The organism is Aeromonas sp. 62-46 (assembly GCF_001898585.1).
Lineage (GTDB): Bacteria > Pseudomonadota > Gammaproteobacteria > Enterobacterales > Aeromonadaceae > Aeromonas > Aeromonas caviae.
In genome coordinates this window covers 31,317-49,619 of the sequence record NZ_MKUI01000031.1, presented here as the reverse complement: position 1 = coordinate 49,619, position 18,303 = coordinate 31,317, and the positions used below count along the sequence as shown (strand labels likewise).

The 18,303-nt window shown below is 63.9% G+C and carries 16 protein-coding genes; 7 read left to right on the top strand and 9 right to left on the bottom strand.

The window, feature by feature from the left end; translation table 11 throughout:
* Positions 1 to 44 precede the first annotated feature (44 nt).
* On the top strand, positions 45 to 2,462 hold the full coding sequence (locus BGO64_RS10560; protein WP_286700645.1) for a VolA/Pla-1 family phospholipase: 2,418 nt from the start codon (positions 45 to 47) through the stop codon (positions 2,460 to 2,462).
* A gap of 292 nt (positions 2,463 to 2,754) precedes the next feature.
* Here the strand turns inward: BGO64_RS10560 and glpG are convergent, their stop codons facing one another.
* Both glpG and glpE read right to left on the bottom strand, forming a co-directional pair.
* Positions 2,755 to 3,588 (bottom strand): rhomboid family intramembrane serine protease GlpG, encoded by an 834-nt coding sequence (gene glpG, locus BGO64_RS10555; RefSeq protein WP_139737145.1) that lies wholly within the window; start codon positions 3,586 to 3,588, stop codon positions 2,755 to 2,757.
* Positions 3,589 to 3,617: 29 nt separating this feature from the next.
* Positions 3,618 to 3,941 carry a thiosulfate sulfurtransferase GlpE gene (gene glpE / locus BGO64_RS10550; protein WP_286700644.1) on the bottom strand — a complete coding sequence of 108 codons (324 nt, stop codon included), beginning with the start codon at positions 3,939 to 3,941 and terminating at the stop codon, positions 3,618 to 3,620.
* Positions 3,942 to 4,104: 163 nt separating this feature from the next.
* On the opposite strand from glpE, the gene BGO64_RS10545 reads away from it, so the two are divergent.
* On the top strand, positions 4,105 to 4,698 hold the full coding sequence (locus BGO64_RS10545; protein WP_010672378.1) for a LysE family translocator: 594 nt from the start codon (positions 4,105 to 4,107) through the stop codon (positions 4,696 to 4,698).
* On the opposite strand, the gene BGO64_RS10540 is transcribed toward BGO64_RS10545, so the two are convergent.
* From BGO64_RS10540 to BGO64_RS10515, 6 genes are all read right to left on the bottom strand, one after another.
* Positions 4,677 to 5,522, bottom strand: coding sequence for a helix-turn-helix transcriptional regulator (locus tag BGO64_RS10540; RefSeq protein WP_043155416.1), 846 nt, complete (start codon positions 5,520 to 5,522; stop codon positions 4,677 to 4,679). The genes BGO64_RS10545 and BGO64_RS10540 overlap by 22 nt on opposite strands.
* A gap of 82 nt (positions 5,523 to 5,604) precedes the next feature.
* The gene (locus BGO64_RS10535; protein WP_201872455.1) at positions 5,605 to 6,306 is read right to left on the bottom strand and encodes an ABC transporter ATP-binding protein; all 702 of its coding nucleotides are present in this window, start codon (positions 6,304 to 6,306) and stop codon (positions 5,605 to 5,607) included.
* A gap of 10 nt (positions 6,307 to 6,316) precedes the next feature.
* A complete protein-coding gene (livG, locus tag BGO64_RS10530; protein WP_010672381.1) occupies positions 6,317 to 7,090 on the bottom strand; it encodes a high-affinity branched-chain amino acid ABC transporter ATP-binding protein LivG in 774 nt (257 codons plus the stop codon).
* Complete coding sequence (locus BGO64_RS10525) at positions 7,087 to 8,355, bottom strand: high-affinity branched-chain amino acid ABC transporter permease LivM (protein ID WP_039041002.1); 1,269 nt, start codon at positions 8,353 to 8,355, stop codon at positions 7,087 to 7,089. The genes livG and BGO64_RS10525 overlap by 4 nt, the downstream gene beginning before the upstream one ends.
* Positions 8,356 to 8,437: 82 nt before the next feature.
* Positions 8,438 to 9,364 (bottom strand): high-affinity branched-chain amino acid ABC transporter permease LivH, encoded by a 927-nt coding sequence (gene livH, locus BGO64_RS10520; RefSeq protein ID WP_010672383.1) that lies wholly within the window; start codon positions 9,362 to 9,364, stop codon positions 8,438 to 8,440.
* Positions 9,365 to 9,430: 66 nt separating this feature from the next.
* Complete coding sequence (locus BGO64_RS10515; RefSeq protein ID WP_286700643.1) at positions 9,431 to 10,552, bottom strand: branched-chain amino acid ABC transporter substrate-binding protein; 1,122 nt, start codon at positions 10,550 to 10,552, stop codon at positions 9,431 to 9,433.
* A 435-nt stretch (positions 10,553 to 10,987) separates the two neighbouring features.
* Between BGO64_RS10515 and BGO64_RS10510 the strand changes: the two genes are divergently transcribed.
* Positions 10,988 to 11,992 (top strand): substrate-binding domain-containing protein, encoded by a 1,005-nt coding sequence (locus BGO64_RS10510; protein ID WP_041212034.1) that lies wholly within the window; start codon positions 10,988 to 10,990, stop codon positions 11,990 to 11,992.
* A gap of 77 nt (positions 11,993 to 12,069) precedes the next feature.
* On the opposite strand, the gene norR is transcribed toward BGO64_RS10510, so the two are convergent.
* On the bottom strand, positions 12,070 to 13,596 hold the full coding sequence (norR, locus tag BGO64_RS10505; RefSeq protein WP_286700642.1) for a nitric oxide reductase transcriptional regulator NorR: 1,527 nt from the start codon (positions 13,594 to 13,596) through the stop codon (positions 12,070 to 12,072).
* Between the two features lie 170 nt (positions 13,597 to 13,766).
* Between norR and norV the strand changes: the two genes are divergently transcribed.
* From norV to BGO64_RS10485, 4 genes are all read left to right on the top strand, one after another.
* On the top strand, positions 13,767 to 15,248 hold the full coding sequence (gene norV / locus BGO64_RS10500; RefSeq protein ID WP_286700641.1) for an anaerobic nitric oxide reductase flavorubredoxin: 1,482 nt from the start codon (positions 13,767 to 13,769) through the stop codon (positions 15,246 to 15,248).
* On the top strand, positions 15,245 to 16,411 hold the full coding sequence (gene norW, locus BGO64_RS10495) for an NADH:flavorubredoxin reductase NorW (protein WP_244053361.1): 1,167 nt from the start codon (positions 15,245 to 15,247) through the stop codon (positions 16,409 to 16,411). Before norV ends, norW begins: the two co-directional genes overlap by 4 nt.
* A gap of 51 nt (positions 16,412 to 16,462) precedes the next feature.
* On the top strand, positions 16,463 to 16,801 hold the full coding sequence (locus BGO64_RS10490) for a TehB family protein (protein ID WP_048209319.1): 339 nt from the start codon (positions 16,463 to 16,465) through the stop codon (positions 16,799 to 16,801).
* A 122-nt stretch (positions 16,802 to 16,923) separates the two neighbouring features.
* Entirely contained in the window at positions 16,924 to 18,141 is a 1,218-nt protein-coding gene (locus BGO64_RS10485) for a 4Fe-4S binding protein (protein ID WP_286700640.1), read from the top strand.
* Positions 18,142 to 18,303: the final 162 nt, after the last annotated feature.

Here is an 18,303-nt window from a genome sequence, read left to right as displayed (position 1 = left end):
CCCGTCAGGCTCATCATGGATAACAACATAAAAGAGATAAGGATATGAAGAAAAAGCTAATTTACGCGGCCGTCGTCAGTGCGCTGCTGAGCGGTTGTGGTGGCAGTGACGACAACACAGGCGATACCTCAAGCTATCTCGATTATCTGCTGAGCGGCTCCAATGCAGTCCGACCCAGCGCCCTGGCAGCCCGTGCGACCGACGGTACCCTGAAATTCTCCACGGAAACGGCGGATCTCTCCAACCCGGTGTCCGCCCTCTCCACCCTGGATGGCTGGTCGACTACCCAGGCGATCCAGATAGTGCCGGTGACGGCCTCCGGCATCCAGGTCAAGGCGCCGGCCGCTGCTGAATTCGCAGCCTCCGTGGCACCCCTCTACCTGATGGAGCTGGAGTTTGACAGTGCGGCCCTGCGTCCGAGCGGCGTGAAAAAGGTGCTGACCTACGGGGTGGACTTCGTGGTGGCCGAGACGACCGGCAAGCTGAATCTGGTGCCGCTCAAGCCGCTCAACCCCTCTTCCTACTACATGATAGTGGCGACCGATACCCTCAAAGACAGCACGGGTGCCCCCCTGCGACCGGGTAGCGACTACAGCAACTACAAGACCAGCACCGGCAGCAACGCCCAGGAGCAGACCATCAGCGGCCTGATTGCGCTGCAGGAAGGTCTGTTCAAGGCTGCCACCGGTATCACTAGCGACCACGTGATCTTCTCCGACTGGTTCGGTACCCAGTCCGGCGCCGACGTGCTGGTGGCGGTGAAAGGGGCGGCCGCATCCGTGCTCAAGAGCCCGACCCTGGACGCCGCCGCCCTGTGGAAGCAGGACGCCCTGGGCAATACCAGCCTGCCTGGCACCTATACCCTGTCGGTGAGCGGCGGCAGCCCCTTCCTGACCCAGCTGGATGCCGAGAACTTCCTGCCCCAGGAGCAGAAGGATGCGATTGCCGCCGCTTTTGGTGACGGCACTCCACTCCACAATCTGGCCTTGGGTACCACCGTCTACAGCGGCACCGTCAAGCTGCCCTACTTCCTCTCCTCCCCGGCCACCGCCGGCTCCTGGGACAAGGCGAAGACCCAGTCCTGGCACGGTGCCATCCCCAGCCTCTACGCCATCGCGAACGCCCTGAAGGCCCAGGATGCCGAAGTGATCGGCGGCCTGGTGGGGGCGGGTGTGGATCCGGCCCTGCTGGGCGAACTCATCGCCGATCCGAGCCGTCAGGCCGAGCTGCTGGCACAGGCGAGCAAGCTGATCGGGGTGACCCTCACCTCCGGCGGCAAGGCGCTGGATCCCGAGATGAATATCGGGCGCTTCAACCCGTTGCCGGCACTGGAAGAGGTGCAGTCCGTCCCGATGCGGATCTTCGCCGCCGCACCGCTGGCGAACATCACCGACGTGATCATCTATCAGCACGGCGTCACCTCGGTGAAGGAGAACGCTTATGCCCTGGCCCTTGGCCAGATTGGTGCCGGTGCCCAGGCGAGCAAGAACGTGGCCGTGGTGGTGATCGATCATCCCCTGCATGGTGAACGCGGCTTCGCCCTGACCGGCAGCATGGACTCGGTGACCACCTCCGACAACCCGACCCCCTACCTGAACCTGAGCTACCTGACCGTGGCCCGCGACAACCTGAAACAGAGCGTGGCGGATCTGCTGGGCCTGCGTCTGGCAGTGGGGCTGGCCAATGCCAAGGGCGCCATCGGCACCGCAGGCAGCCTCAAGGTACACTTCCTGGGTCACTCTCTGGGCGCCATCGCGGGGGCCAACCTGCTGGCGGTGGCCAACCAGTCTGTTGGCAACCCGACGGCAGACGCCCTGTTCAAGTTCGACACTGGCGGCCTGGCCATGCCGGGTGGCGGCATAGCGCCGCTGTTGCTGAACTCGCCGACCTTCGGTCCGACCATCCAGATGAGCGTGCTGACCGCTGGCAGTGCGGCCCTGAAGGCAGCTTTTACCGCCTACGCCCCGAACTGCAAGACGGCGGTGCCGACCTGCTTCGTCAACGAATTCCTGCCGAGCCAGGATGCGGCCACCCAGGCCACGGCGGCCAGCACCCTGCAGAGCTACAGCTTCGCGGCGCAGTCGGTGCTGGATTCGGCAGACCCCATCAACCTGGGGAGCGGTATCGCGGCGGACTTCCCGCTGTTTGCCACCGAAATCGTCGGCGACGGCGCCCTGAGCCTGTCGGATCGAGTGATCCCGAACAGCATCGCCACCGCCCCCCTGGGTGGCACCGAGCCGCTGTTCAAGGTCCTGGCCCTGCAACCGCTGACCGCCACCGGCGCCGCCAACCACAGAGCGGCCCGCTTCGTGGCCGGGGGTCACAGCTCGCTGCTGGCACCGGACGAGAACTTCGATCCGACCGGCGCCGTCACCACCGAGATGCAGACCCAGTTCGGCAGCTTCTTCGCAAGCGGCGGTACCGCGGTCAAGGTGACCGACGCCAGCCTGCTCAAGCAGTAAGTCGGCCAACTAATAAAAACGCCGCCCCTTGGGGCGGCGTTTTTTTATGGCAAATCGGCTCAGGCTGGCCTGTGGTGCCTGTCCAGCCAGCCCTGGGCAAGGCCGACCAGCAGGCCGACCAGATGAGCCATGTTGGCGGTCGCTATGGTTGCCGAGCTGTTGCCGACAACCAGGCCTCACCCCGGCCTGTGGTGCCTGTCCAGCCAGCCCTGGGCAAGGCCGACCAGCAGGTCTGCCAGGTGAGCATCTTGGTGGTCGCTTTGGTTGCCGAGCCGTTGCCGGCAACCAGGCGTCACCCCGGCCTGTGGTGCCTGTCCAGCCAGCCTTGGGCAAGGCCGACCAGCAGGCCTGCCAGGTGAGCCATGTTGGCGGTGGGGGTGCCGAGCATGTCCAGGAAGCCGAGCACCAGCCAGACCAGCATGAAGCCCATCAGGGCTGGCGGCATGGCGAGGCCGCAATCCGGTTGCAGCCTGGTTCGCAGCCAGCTGTAGCCGAGCAGGGCATAGACCACCCCGGAGAGGCCGCCAAAGCGCGGGCCGCTGGCAAAGAACTCGGCGATATTGGGCAGGGCCGCCCCGACGATGAGCAGGATGAACAGCTTGCCGCTGCCGAGGCGCTGCTCTATCTGGCCACCGAGATACCACCACCACAACAGGTTGAACACCAGGTGCAGCACCGAGAAGTGGATGAAGGCCGGGGTGACGTAGCGCCAGGCCTGCCAGTCGGTGAACTGGGCCAGGGTGGGGTGGAAGGCGAGCTCGTCGAAGATGGGCAGGCCGATGGCATCCAGAGCGTAGATGGCCAGGCAGGCGATGATGACCACCAGGGTCAGAGGGCCCGCCTGGTGGAGGAAATCGGTGACCGGATCCGTCATCCCCTTGCTGTAGTCGATCCGGGCATCGGCATGGCCGGACTGCCAGGAGGCCTCCATGTAGCGGGGGTGATTGGGTTCGCTCAGGAAGCGTTTGACCTCCTGCTGGGCCTGGGCGAGGCGCCGTTCGTCCGCCAGCCAGACCGAGACGCCGAGCTCGGACTGGGTCAGCTCGCACGGAATGCCCAGGGTAGCGAGATAATCCACCAGCGCCTGGGCCATGCGGGCGTCGCCCAGCACCAGCAGCTGGATCATGCCGGTCGAGGAGGAGCGACCCGCCTCTGTCATGCGTCCCCCGCCTGGATGGGGAACTTCCTGCGCCAGGCCTCGAAACCGCCATCCAGGCTATAGACCTCGTCATAGCCCTGTTGCAGCAGGTACTGGGCCGCCCCCTGGCTGCTGTTGCCGTGATAGCACATCACGATGACGGGGGTATCGAAGTCCACCTCGTTCATAAAGCGAACCAGGGTGCCGTTGGTGAGGTGGAAGGCGCCGACCGCGTGGGCCGTCTCGAAGGATTGGGGATCGCGAATGTCCACGAGACGGGCTTCGCCTGCGCTCAGCTTCTGGTGGGCATCATGGGCGCTGATATGGGCAAACTGGTCCATTGAGATGTCCTGAAAATGGAAGGTTGAAGGGCAGTTTACCGCAAGCGGCGGTTTGCGCTAAGTGTGCAATGGAGGCGGCATCCAGGGGATCGCAATTTTCTTCAATATCGGGCCGCCCGGGCCGGGTAGGCTCGGGCTTCCCTCAATTGAATGAGCATCATCCATGGAATTCAGTCTGCTGTTATCCATGGCCGGGTTTGCCCTGGCCATGTCCATCTCCCCGGGGCCGGTCAATCTGGTCGCCCTTGGCACCGGCGCCCGGTACGGTTTCACGGCCAGCCTGCGCCACGTGGTGGGGGCCACCCTCGGCTTCATCCTGCTGCTCCTGCTGATGGGGCTGGGTCTTGGCGGCGCCCTGTCCCGCTGGCCTGTGGCGCTGGGGGCCATTCACTGGGGAGGCGTGCTCTTTCTCGGCTGGATGGCCTGGCAGTTGCTGGTGGACAGCGGCGAGGTGGAGGAAGTAGAGGGCGTGCCCCCCGCCTTCTGGTACGGGGCCTTGATGCAGTGGCTCAATCCCAAGGCCTGGCTCGCCGCCAGCATGGGGATGGGAGCCTATGGGATCGCGGGCGGCATGAGCCAGATCGCCCTCTTTACCGGCATCTATCTGGTGATCTGCCTCGGCTCCATCGCCTGCTGGGCCTATGCGGGCAGCCGATTGCAGGGGTGGCTGGTCTCTCCCCGCCGGTTGCGCTGGTTCAATCGGGCCATGGCGCTCTTGCTGCTGCTCAGCGCCGCCTATCTGGTGCGCTCGTCCTGAGGGGCGAGCTGCGCTCTGTACTGGCCCGGGGTGGCGGCCACCCGGCGTTTGAACTGGCGCTGGAAGTGGGCCTGATCGGCAAAACCGCTGGCAAGGGCCACTTCCGCCAGGGGCTGCCCCTGGCGCAGCAGGGTGCGGGCGTGGCGAATGCGCTGATCGAGCAGGTAGGCGTGGGGCGTCATGCCGTAGTGGCGGCTGAAGGCGCGCACGAAGTGGGAAGGGGTAAGCCCGGCCACCGCACTCAGCTGTGCCAGGGTGAGGGCGCAGGCACTCTCGTCCTGCATCAGCTCGGCGGCTCGCTGCAGGTGCCGGGGAGGGCGGTCATCCCACTTGGCCGGGGTGAGCCTGGCCAGAAGCTGGCGGCTGAAGAGGTGGCAGGCCACTTCGCGAGCCAGGGGATCCGGCTCCGCCACCAGTTGCCGATGAAGTCGGCAGAGCCCCTGGTAGAGCAGGGGATCCCGGCTTGCGGTCATGTCGAAGGGGCGAAACGCGTTGCCGAGCCCGGCCTCCTCCTGCTGGCGCTGCAACCAGAGGTTGTCGATGTAGAACATCAGATAGGACCAGGGCTGGTCCGCGACGGGATTGCAGGCGTGCACCTCTTCCGGGTTCATCAACACCAGGCTGCCGCGGCCGACCTCTTGCAGGCTGCGCTGGTTGAGGTAGTGGCTGTGGCCGCCGGTGATGGCGCCGATGGAGAAGTGGGGGTGGCTGTGCTTGTCATAGCAGACGCGCCGGCCATCCTGCACCGCCCGCGCCTCGATGAAGGGCAGGGCGGGATCGTGCCAGAAGTGGTGCTGATCCTGCGTCGCCCGCGCACGGCTCACGATGTGCTCCTCGGCGGGGGGCTGTTCCCCTGCCTGGCTCGGGGAGCGCGGCAGGGGAAGGGTGACGATGGTTGCTGCATCCTCAGCCGCCGAGATAGGCCTGGCGGACGGCGGGGTTGGCCAGCAGGGCCGCCCCCGTGTCTTGCAGCACCACCCGGCCGTTCTCCAGCACATAGCCGCGATCCGCCAGCTTGAGCGCCTGGTTCGCGTTCTGCTCCACCAGGAAGATGGTCATCCCCTTCTGGCGCAGTTGCTCTATGGTGTCGAAGATCTGCTGGATGACGATGGGTGCCAGTCCGAGGGAGGGTTCATCCAGCAGCAGCAGGCGCGGCTTGCTCATCAGGGCGCGGCCGATGGCCAGCATCTGCTGCTCGCCGCCGGACATGGTGCCTGCCCGCTGCTCCAGCCGCTCGTGCAGGCGGGGGAACAGGGTAAAAATCTGATCCAGCAGGCCGCGCTGCTCCGCCTTGTCGACGAAGAAGGCCCCCATCAGCAGGTTCTCCTCCACCGTGAGGCGGGCGAAGATGCGGCGCCCCTCTGGCACCACGGCGATGTCCTTGCGCATGATGCGGGCGGTGGTGAGGGAGTCTATCTGCTCCCCCTCGAACCAGATGGAACCGCTGCTGGGCTTGGGCTCGCCACACAGGGTCATCAGCAGAGTGGTCTTGCCGGCGCCGTTGGCGCCGATCAGGGTGACGATTTCCCCCTCTTTCACCTCGACGCTGACGTCGTGCAGCGCCTGAATTTTGCCGTAGTGGGTCGATACGTTGCGAAGTTCTAACATCTTTTTGTCCTTACGACTCGCCCAGATAGGCTTTGATCACCGCCGGATTGCTGCGGATTTCGTCCGGTTTGCCGTGGGCCAGCGGGGTGCCCTGGTTGACCACGAAGATGCGGTTGGAGATCTCCATCACCAGCTTCATGTCGTGCTCGATCAGCAGCACCGAGACCCCGAACTCGTCCCTCAGGTTGGAGATGAGCTCGTTGAGCTCGTCGGTCTCCTTGGGGTTGAGGCCTGCGGCCGGTTCATCCAGCATCAGCAGTTCGGGCCGGGTCGCCATGCAGCGGGCGATCTCGAGGCGGCGCTGCTGGCCGTAAGCCAGGTTGCCCGCGGCGCGGTTGGCGAGATCCTTGAGGCCCACCTTTTCCAGCCAGAAGGCGGACTGCTCCAGCCCCTCTTTCTCGGCACGGCGGAAAGAGGGGGTCTTGAACAGGCCGGCGATGAAGCCGGTATTGAGATGCCTGTGCTGGGCCACCAGCAGGTTTTCCACCGCTGTCATCTCCTTGAACAGGCGCACGTGCTGGAAAGTCCGCACAATGCCCTTGCGGGCGATGAGGTGGCCGGGCAACCCCTGGATCTCCTCACCCTTGTAGCGAATGACACCGCCACTCGGGCGATAGAAGCCGGTCAGGCAGTTGAAGATGGTGGTCTTGCCCGCCCCGTTGGGGCCGATGATGGAGATCACCTCCCCCTTTTCCACATCTAGCTTGACGCCGTTGACCGCGAGCAGGCCGCCAAAGCGCATCGACAGATCTGAGACATCCAACAATGGTTGATTGTTGCTCATTTACGCAGCTCCATATGGGGCCGACTCATGGGCAGCAGTCCCTGCGGCCGCCAGATCATCATGAATACCATCAAGAGACCGAACATCAGCATGCGATATTCGTTGAACTCGCGGGCGAGCTCCGGCAGCACCGTCATCACGATGGCCGCCAGCACCACCCCGATCTGGGATCCCATGCCTCCCAGCACCACAATCGCAAGAACGATGGCCGACTCGATGAAGACGAAGGATTCCGGGCTGATGAAGCCCTGGCGCGAGGCGAAGAAGCTGCCGGCAAAGCCCGCGAAGCAGGCGCCTATGGTGAAGGCGGTCAGCTTGATGATGGTGGGGTTGAGCCCCAGGGACTTGCAGGCGATCTCGTCTTCCCGCAGCGCCTCCCAGGCACGGCCGAGCGGCATGCGCAGCAGGCGGTTGATGACGAACAGGGTCGCCACTACCAGCACCAGGGCCATCAGGTAGAGGAAGATCACCTTGTGGTTGGCGTTGTAGGCGATGCCGAAGAAGTCGTGGAAGGTGCCAAAGCCCCCGTCCTTGACGGTGCGGTTGAACTCGAGCCCCCCCAGAGTCGGTTTCGGAATGCCGGAGATCCCGTTCGGACCGCCGGTCAGGGTGGTCATGTTGTTGAGCAGGATGCGGATGATCTCGCCAAAGCCCAGGGTGACGATGGCCAGGTAGTCCCCCCGCAGCCGCAGCACCGGGAACCCGAGCAGGAAGCCGAAGGTGGCCGCCAGCAGACCGGCGATGGGCAGACACTCCCAGAAGCTCAGACCGAAGTAGGTGTTGAGCAGGGCGTAGCTGTAGGCACCGACCGCATAGAAGCCGACATAGCCGAGGTCGAGCAGACCGGCGAGGCCCACCACCACGTTCAGTCCCAGCCCCAGCATGATGTAAATCAGGGTGAGGGTGGCCAGATCGATGGCGCCGCGAGAGGCCATGAAGGGCCAGCTCACCGCAAACAGCAGCACCAGCACGGCGGTGAGGTTATAGAGCTTGGGGGCCTCTTCGGGGCTTGGCAGCACCAGCTTGGTGAAGCCGACGGAGAAGCCGCTGATGGAAGCCTGGAACAGCCGGCTTATCTGGCCGCGCAGCATCTGGAACCAGAAGACGATGGTGGCGCCCCCCAGCAGCCAGGCCAGCGACACATCGAGGCGGCTCACCACCAGCAGGCGGGAGCCATCGGTCTCCAGCTTGAAGCCGAGCAGCCAGAAGGAGAGCACCAGCAGCACCAGGCTGGCGATGCAGGCATGGATAAATTGACGTTTCATCAGACTTTCTCCACTTCCGGACGGCCGAGAATGCCAGTGATGGTCATGAACAGCAGCACGAAGGCATGCATAGATTGGTTTTTCATACCTTCTCGACCTCCGGACGACCCAGGATGCCGGTGGGCATGAAGAGCAACACGAAGATGAGCAGGGCGAACGCCATCACATCCTTGTACTCGGTGCTGAGATAGCCCGCGGTGAGCGCTTCCACCACGCCGAGCAGCAGGCCGCCCAGTACGGCACCGGGAATGCTGCCGATGCCGCCCAATACCGCGGCGGTGAAGGCCTTCAAGCCCGCCATGAAGCCGAGATAGGGGTTGATGACACCGTAGTACATGCCGAGCAGCACCCCCGCGACGGCGGCCAGGGCGGCCCCCAGCACGAAGGTGATGGAGATGACCACGTGGGTGTCTATCCCTAACAGGTTGGCCATCTTGATGTCTTCGGAACAGGCTCGGCAGGCACGCCCCATGCGGGAGCGGCCGATGAACTGGGTCAACGCCAGCATGGTGACGAAGGTCACCACGAAGATGATGAGCTGCATGTAGGAGAGGCTGGCCTGGAAGCCATCCTCGCCGCCGAGGGTCCAGCCCCCGGAGATCAGAGTGGGCATGGCGATGTCACGCGAGCCCTGGGCCATCCGCATCATGTTCTGCAGGAAGATCGACATGCCGATGGCGGAGATGAGGGGGATCAGGCGGTTGCCACCCCGCAGCGGACGATAGGCCACCCGCTCTATGGACCAGCCATAGCTGCCGGTGATGATGATGCTGACCAGGAAGGCGCCCCCCAGCAGCAGCACGGTGCTGTCGATGCCCATCATCATGAGCCCGGCCATCACCATGAAGGCGACATAGGAGCCGATCATGTAGACCTCGCCGTGGGCGAAGTTGATCATGCCGATGATGCCGTAGACCATGGTGTAGCCGATGGCGATCAACGCATAGGTGCTGCCTATGGTCAATCCGTTCAGCAACTGCTGAACCAGATAAAGAAGGTGTTCGGACATACCGCGTTCCCTGTGTACTTGCCCGCAAAGAAAGGAGGGGTGACTCACGTCACCCCGACCGGCAGATTATTTGAGTTGAGTGGAGGTACCGTCGGCGTGCCACTGGAACACACCGAATTCGAAGCCTTTCAGGTCACCGTTCGGTGCCCAGGTCAGGGGGCCCATCACGGTGTCGATCGGTGCGGCCTTGATGGCGGCAGCCACGGCAGCCGGGTCATCCTCACCCGCCTTGGCGATACCGGCCGCCAGGGCCTGCATGGCGGCGTAGGTGGTCCAGACGAACGGACCGGAGGAGTCCTGACCCTTGGCCTTGAACGCTTCCACGATGGGGGCGTTGGCCGGCACCAGGTCATATTTGTTCGGCAGGGTCACCAGCAGGCCTTCGGAAGCCGGGCCGCCGATGGCGGAGATGTCCTTGTTGCCCACCCCTTCCGGACCCATGAACTTGGCCTTCAGACCCTTCTCGCCAGCCTGGCGCAGGATCAGACCCAGCTCGGGGTGGTAGCCGCCGTAGTAGACGAAGTCCACGTTCTCTTTTTGCAGCTTGGCGATCAGGGCGGAGAAGTCCTTGTCGCCGGCGGTGATGCCCTCATAGGCAACGACCTTGACGCCGGCCTTGTCCAGCGCGGCTTTCACGCTGGAGGCGATGCCTTCACCGTACTGTTTCTTGTCGTGGATGACGGCCACGCGCTGGGGTTTGACCTGCTCGATGATGTACTTGGCGGCGGTCGGGCCCTGGTCGCTGTCCAGACCGATGGTGCGCAGAGTCAGCTGGTAACCGCGCTCGGTGATCTTGGGGTTGGTGGAGGCGGGGGTGACCATCAGGACCCCTTCATCTTCATAGATGTCGGAGGCGGGCAGGGTGTTGTCGGAGCAGAGGTGGCCGACCACGAACTTGACGCCGTCGTTGATCACCTTGTTGGCGATGGCCACGGCCTGTTTGGGATCGCAGGCATCGTCATAGATGACGGCTTCGATCAGCTTGCCCTTGATGCCGCCAGCCTTGTTGATCTGCTCGACCGCCATCTTGCCGCCGGTGAACTGCATGTCACCGTACTGGGCGACCGGGCCGGTCAGGGGGCCGGCGATGCCGATCTTGATGGTATCTGCCGCATTGGCCATGGAAACTGATCCAAACAGAGCCAAAGAAACCGCTGCTCTGACTGCCATTTTGCTGAAGTTATGCATTGATTCGTCCCTTAATCAGTGAATTGTTTCATTTTATGCACGTCATTCCGAGCCTGTGTCCCGCCAGCCCGGCGATAGATAAGGTTCTATCATTCCTCGCCGGGCAATAACAAGATGTTAAAGATACTAACCGGAGCAGGCGAGAGAGGGGTTTTGTGAAACTAACACGCAGTTTTTTGCTTTTTACTGGAGTTTAATGTCGTCAAGTTGATGCAACATACAGATAACAAATTGTCACGGTGACAATTTCCAGAGTAAAAAACTGACGATATTTCATTCTGCGTCCGCTCTCATTTTGACCAAAATCCGTTTGCGCAAAAAGAAATGACCGCATAGATTAGCCAGCATTGATAATTCACTGGCAGCGCCCGTTAAAACCAAGCCTTTATTCGGGAAATCTGCTACTGTTCCGCCTTTGTTATTCAGGAGACAGAGATGGCAACTATCAAGGATGTCGCCTCGCGCGCAGGCGTATCCATCTCCACCGTCTCACATGTACTCAATCACACCCGTCGGGTCAGCGAAGACGCAACCCAGAAAGTGCTTGAGGCGGTGGCAGAGCTGAACTACGCGCCCAACTCGGTGGCGCGCAGTCTCAAGATCAATTCGACCAAGACCATTGGCATGCTGGTGACCACCAGTGCCAACCCCTTCTTCGCGGAAGTGGTACAGGGGGTGGAAGCCTACTGCTTCGAGCAGGGTTACAGCCTGATCCTGTGCAACACCGAGAACCAGCCGCCACGCCAGCAGCACTATCTGCGCATGCTGATGGAAAAGCGGGTGGACGGTCTGCTGGTGCTGGGGACCGATATCGACACCCAGTTCAGGGACATGCTGCGCATCCACAAGAAGGTGCCGCAGGTGGTGCTGGACTGGGGCAACGAGTGCGATTTCGCCAACGTGATCAACGACAACGCCCGCATCGGCGCGCGTCTGGCGGTGCGCCATCTGCTGGAGCAGGGCCACACCGACATCGTCTGCATCACCGGCCATCTCGCCAAGCCGACCACCCAGCAGCGACTGGACGGGGTGCGCGATGCCCTGGCTGAACAGGGGATGACCCTGAAAGAAGAGCAGATCTTCGAAGGGGACTACGAGAGCCAGAGCGGCTTCGATGCCATGCAGCGCATCCTGGCCCTCACCCCTCGCCCGACTGCGGTCTTTGCCTTCGACGATCCCATGGCCATCGGTGCCATCTGCGCCGCCTGGGAGGCCGGGGTCAAGGTGCCGGACGACATCTCCATGATCGGCTATGACGACGTGGAGATGGCGCGCTTCTCCAGCCCGCCGCTCACCACCATCCGCCACCCCAAGGCCGAGCTCGGTCTGCTGGCGGTGCAGCAACTGGTGAGCCGGATCCGCAACAAGGAGCTGGAAGTGGAGTCCATGACGGTGCAGCCCGAGCTCATCGTCCGCCGCTCGGTCAAGTCCCTGCGCTGACGGCGCCACGGGTGCCATGAACACGAAACCCCCTCGCCAGCGAGGGGGTTTCTGTTTTTGGGCCCCTCTCGTGGGCGTTAGGCCTTGAGGCCGAGCCGTCTGGCGAGGCGGTGCAGGTTGCCGCCGTCCAGATCCAGCGCCCGGGCGGTGGCGGCCCAGTTGCCGTCATGGGCCGTCAGGGTCTGCTCGATGAGCTGGCGCTGGAACAGATCGGTGGCGGCGCGAAGGCCGAGTCCGGCAATGGCCGGGGAGGCGGGCTGTCTGACGGTGTCGGCGGGCAGGGATGAGCCCGTCGGCCCCAGGTTGAAGTGGTGGGGCTCCAGGGTCGGCGAGGGGCTGCCCTGCTCGGCCCTGGCCAGCACGGCGGCGCGGTGGATGGCGTGCTCCAGCTCCCGCACGTTGCCGGGCCAGTCGTGGCGCTCTAGCAGTTGCAGCGCCTGTGGCTGGATACGCAGCTGCTCCAGCCCCAGGCCGAGCCGGCAGCGCTCGCAAAAGTAACCGGCCAGCAGGGGAATGTCGCCCGGGCGTTCCCGCAGTGCCGGGGCGTGGATCGGGAACACGCTCAGCCGGTGGTAGAGGTCGGCCCGAAACTGCCCCTCGACCACCGCCTGTTTCAGATCCCGGTTGGTGGCCGCCAGGATGCGCACATTCACCTTGAGCGGGGTGTCGTCACCGATCCGCTGCAGATCGCCGTATTGCAGCACCCGCAGCAGCTTGGCCTGCAGTGCCAGGGAGAGCTCCCCTATCTCGTCGAGAAACAGAGTGCCCTTGTCCGCGAGTTCAAACTTGCCCGCCCGGTTGTGGATGGCGCCGGTAAAGGCCCCCTTCACGTGGCCGAACAGCTCGCTCTCGGCCACCGACTCCGGCAGGGCGGCGCAGTTGAGGTAGACCAGGGGGGCATGGGCGCGGGGCGAGCCGCCATGCACCGCCTTGGCGATCAGCTCCTTGCCGACCCCGGTCTCCCCCAAAATCAGCACGTTCAGCTCCGAGCTGGCCACCACGTCTATCTCGTGGCGCAACCGGGCCATGGCAGGGGAGTGGCCTATCATCTCCGGCTGCTCAGGGCCGGGCCGGGTGCCGGGGACCAGGGGCTCGCTGCTTTGGCGGGCGAGCCGCTCCAGCAGCAGCGCGTTGTCGAGGGCGGCGGCGGCCAGGGCCCCCACCAGACGCAGCTCCTCGTCGCTGATGCCGTCGAACTGGGCCGGGTTCATGCCGTCTATGGTCAGGGCGCCGATGAGGGTCTGATCCGAGAAGAGCGGCAGGCCGACGCAGGCGTGCACCTTGAAGTCGTCGTGATCCGGCAGCAGGCCGTCATAGGGGTCGGGCAGGGCGCTGTCGGCAGGGAAGCGCACCACATCCCCGGCGCGGGCGATGGCCTCGAGGCGCGGGTGATCCTTGAGGGCGAAGCGGCGCCCCAGCACGTCCTGCATCAGGCCGTCGATGGCCAGCGGGATGAACTGGCCCCCCTCGTAGCGCAGCAGGGCCGAGGCATCCGAGTTCAGCAGGCTGCGCACGCTCTGGATCAGGCGGTGGAAGCGGTCCTGATGGGAGATGCCGAGTTGCAGGTCGAGGGCGATGCGCGCCAGGCTGTCGGTCGAGATCACGATAATTGTCCAAATGACAGTGTGTTTGTGATTTTGACTATAAGGGAGTAGTGTCATAATGACAATTTGTGATATTGGAAGCCATTAAAAACAATGGGTTACATTTTGGCACGTCCGCTGCAATAGCTGGTTCAGTTGAACATCCACTATTGCATTCGAGGAACTGCCTGATGAGCATTCACGTCAAGAACAACATCCACTGGGTCGGCCAACGGGACTGGGAGGTACGCGACTTTCACGGCACCGAGTACAAGACCCACAAGGGCACCAGCTACAACAGCTACCTCATCCGCGAAGGGAAAAACGTGCTGATCGACACCGTCGATCACAAGTTCAGCCGGGAGTTCGTGCAGAACCTGGGGGCGGAGATCGATCTCGCCGCCATCGACTACGTGGTGATCAACCACGCCGAGGAGGATCACGCCGGCGCCCTGACCGAGCTGATGGCCCGCATTCCCGGCACCCCCATCTACTGCACCCACAACGCCATCGACTCCATCACCGGCCATCATCACCACCCGGAGTGGAACTTCCACCCGGTCAAGACAGGGGACAGCCTGGACATCGGCAACGGCAAGCAGCTGGTGTTCATCGAGACCCCCATGCTGCACTGGCCCGACAGCATGATGACCTACATGACCGAGGATGCGGTGCTCTTCTCCAACGACGCCTTCGGCCAGCACTACTGCGACGAGCACCTGTTCAACGACGAGGTGGACCAGACCGAGCTGATGGAGCAGTGCCAGCGCTACTACGCCAACATCCTCACCCCCTTCAGCCCCCTGGTGACCGCCAAGATCAAGGAGGTGCTCGGCTTCAACCTGCCGGTGAGCATGGTGGCCACCTCCCACGGCATCGTCTGGCGCGAGGACCCCACCCAGATCATCCTGAAATACCTGGAGTGGGCGGATCAGTATCAGGAAGACCGCATCACCTTGTTCTACGACTCCATGTCCAACAACACCCGCATGATGGCCGATGCCATCGCCCAGGGCATCCACGAGGTGGACCCGGGCGTGGCGGTGAAGATCTACAACGTGGCCCGCCACGACAAGAACGAGATCCTGACCCAGGTGTTCCGCTCCAAGGGGATACTGGTGGGCTCCTCCACCATGAACAACGTCATGATGCCCAAGGTGGCGGGCATGCTCGAAGAGATCACCGGCCTGCGCTTTAGAAACAAGCGCGCCTCGGCCTTCGGCAGCTACGGCTGGACCGGCGGCGCCGTGGACCGGATCCAGACTCGCCTGATGGATGCAGGTTTCGATATCAGCATCTCCCTCAAGGCCAAGTGGCGGCCGGATGGCTCGGCGCTGGCCGAATGCCGCGAGCATGGCCGCCAGCTCGCCCGTCAGTGGGCGCTGCACCCGCTCGAGGCGCCCCGCCCGATCACCACAACCCAGGCAACCGTGACGCCAGTATCCGTGCCAGCCAAGACCCCGCAAGCCACTCCGGCTGCCGCCGAATGGGATGACGACCAGGCCATGCTCTGCACCGTCTGCCAGTGGGTTTACGACCCGGCCCAGGGCGAGCCGGATCAGCTGGTGGCGCCGGGCACCCCCTGGGCCAAGGTGCCGGAGAGCTTCCTCTGCCCGGGTTGCGGCATCGGCAAGGAGGTGTTCGAACCCTGCGCCGTGGAGGCCTGTGTATGAGCGCAGCAATTCAAACTGACGCTGGCATCAGCCGGGAGATAGTGGTGATCGGCAGCGGCTTCGCTGCCCAGCAGCTGGTCAAGAGCCTGCGCAAGCTGGACTGGGATCAGCCTATCCGCCTCATCACCGCCGACAGCGGCGACGAGTACAACAAGCCGGACTTGAGCCATGTGGTGAGCCGGGGCTGCGCCGCCGCAGCCATGACCCGTCTTAGCGGCAGCGACTTTGCCGAGCAGCAGCGCATCGCGCTGCTGCCCCACAGCCCGGTGCTCGGCATCGATCCAGCCCGGCGGTTGGTGCTGACCGAGCAGGGGGAATTCCCCTACGGCAAGCTGGTGCTGGCCACCGGTGCCAGCGCGGTGCGCCCCGAGATACCGGGCAGCGAACACCTGGTCACCCTCAACAGCCAGCAGGAGTACGCCGCCACCGAGGCGCAACTGCGCCAGGCCCGCCGCATCATGGTGCTGGGGGCGGGGCTCATCGGCTGCGAGCTGGCGATGGACATGGCGAGCGCAGGAAAAGAGGTGACGCTGGTGGATCTGGCCGACAGCCCCTTAAGCGCCCTGCTGCCCGCCGCCCTGACCGAGCCGCTGCAACAGGCGCTGCGCAGCCAGGGGGTCAGCCTGCAGTTCGGGACGGGTCTCGCCAGGATAGATGCCCAGCCGGGGGATGGCTGGCGCGTCACCCTGACCGACGGGCGCATCAGCGAGCAGGATCTGGTGATCGCCGCGATCGGCCTGCGGCCGAATCAGGCCCTGGCCCGTGGGGCCGGGCTGGCAGTGGAGCGCGGCATCCTGGTCGACGATCGGCTGCAGACCAGCGATCCCCATATCTTCGCGCTGGGGGATTGCATGCAGTGGCAGGGTCAGTTGCTCCCCTTCCTGCAACCCATCGTGCTGGGGGCCAATGCGCTGGCGCGCACCCTGCTCGGCACGCCGACCCTGCTGGCCCTGCCGCCCATGCTGGTGAAGGTGAAGACGCCGCGCTACCCGCTGCAACTGGCCGGTCGCACCCGGGGCGAGGATCTCGCCTGGCAGTGCCGCTGGAACAGCCACGGCATGGTGGCCGAGGCGCGCGACCAAGCCAGCGAGTTGTGCGGCTTCGTGGTGGGGGGTGACCAGATGAGCGCCGCCTTCCCGCTGCTGCGTCAGCTGCCCCGTTAACCCCTTTCATTGCACCGGCCGGGTCGACCCGGCCACTCGAGGAGAACCGATATGGCCATGCAACTGATCCCGTCTCACTGGGTGGTGCGCCGCTCCACTCCCTTCTTTACCCGCGAGAATGTGCCCCAGGGCCTGCTCACCCATCACAACACCGCGGCCGGGGTGTTCGGCCAGCTCTGCGTGATGGAGGGCACCGTCACCTATCACGGTTTTGCCGATGAGCAGGCCGAACAGCCCGAGCTGAGCCTGGTGATCCGGGCCGGGGAGTTTGCCACCAGCCCGCCCCAGTACTGGCACAGGGTCGAGCTGTCGGAGGATGCCCGCTTCAACATCCACTTCTGGGCCGAGCAGGCCGAATCCGACCAGCCGCTGTTCCACAGCCGCAAATAACGGGGTTTAAGGCTGAGGGGGCGGAGCGGGCAAATGCCCCCTCTGCCCATGCAGATCAAAATCATCAACTCAGATGTTGGTTATCCTGCCCCCTCGATTCGGATGAGCACAGTGAGGGAAACATGAGCCTGTTGGAAGCCCTGACCATGACCTCGGGTCTGGTCTATCTGGTCCTGTTGTTGTGGCAGGGCCGCAGCGGTTGGGGCTGGACGCTCTCTCTGCTGTTGGCCGCCGCGCTCTGGCTGCTGGTGGCGGATTCGGTACTCTGGCTCGCACTGGGGCTGGTGGCCACGACCCTGGCGATCTGGCTGCGCTATCACCCCCTGCTCATGCTGGCTCATATAGACAGTCAACGTCTCAGAACGGCTACCAGGCAGCTATTGCTGCTATGTTGGGGGTTGGTGGCGGTTCAATATGTTGTTCATATCGGACAGTTGGGGCAGGGGATGAGCCCCTGGCTGGTGCGCCCTGACGTGGTGGACGGTTTCCTGCCCATCGCAGGTGGTCTCGGGCTGCGGGCCTGGCTCGGGCAGGGGCTGACGGACCCCCATCACCCGGCGGCCACCGTCACCGTGCTGGTGCTCTCCCTGTCGGCCCTGCTGCTGGGTCGGGCGTTTTGTGCCTGGTTCTGCCCGCTCGGGCTGGTGGGGGAGTGGCTGCACGGCCTGCGCTCGCGCCTGTTGCCGGGGGAGTGGACCCCGCCGCGCTGGCTCGATGCCGTGTTGCGCGGCCAGAAGTTTCTGGTGCTCGGTTTTCTGCTCTTCATCATCTTGCTGGCGGTACCCGCCGCCGCCCTGCCCGGCTACCTTGCCAGCCCCTACCATCAGGCGGCGGACATGAAGATGGGGGCCTTCTTCTTCAACCTGACCCTGATCTCGGGCCTGTGCCTTGGCTGGGTGCTGCTGCTCACCGCCACCTTCCGGCAAGGGTTCTGTCGCTACCTCTGTCCCTATGGCGCCTGGATGGCCCTGCTCGGCCTGCTGACCCCGCTGCGCATTCGCCGTGACCCGGCCCGTTGCTTGCGAAGCCTGGGCCACGACTGCGACAAGTGCAGCCGGGCCTGCCCGTCTCGCATCCAGGTACACCAGCTCATCGCGGTGCAGAGTCTCGAGTGCACCAGTTGCCAGAGCTGCGTGGCCGCTTGCCCCAAGCGGGCCGATGCACTGCATCTTGGCACGCAAGGGCAGCGACTCGCCCCCCGTCAGCTGCTGGGGCTGCTCTGTCTGTTGCTGCTGGTGTTGCCGCTGCTCTCCTACGGCTTGCTGGATCTCTGGGTCAGCCAGACACCGATCCCTGACCGCTACGAGTTGTTGCAGCGGCTGCCCTGGCTGAGCCACTGAGGGGGGAAAGGGCAAAAGGTGGATGATGGGGGGATCTTTCGGATTGGCGATAATAAGCTGTATAAAAATCCCCCGCCAAATTGTTAGCACCATCCCACTTTGCTCATATTGCAATTGATCATATAGCGCTCCCCACCATAATGGGTGCTGTTATTTGGCGTT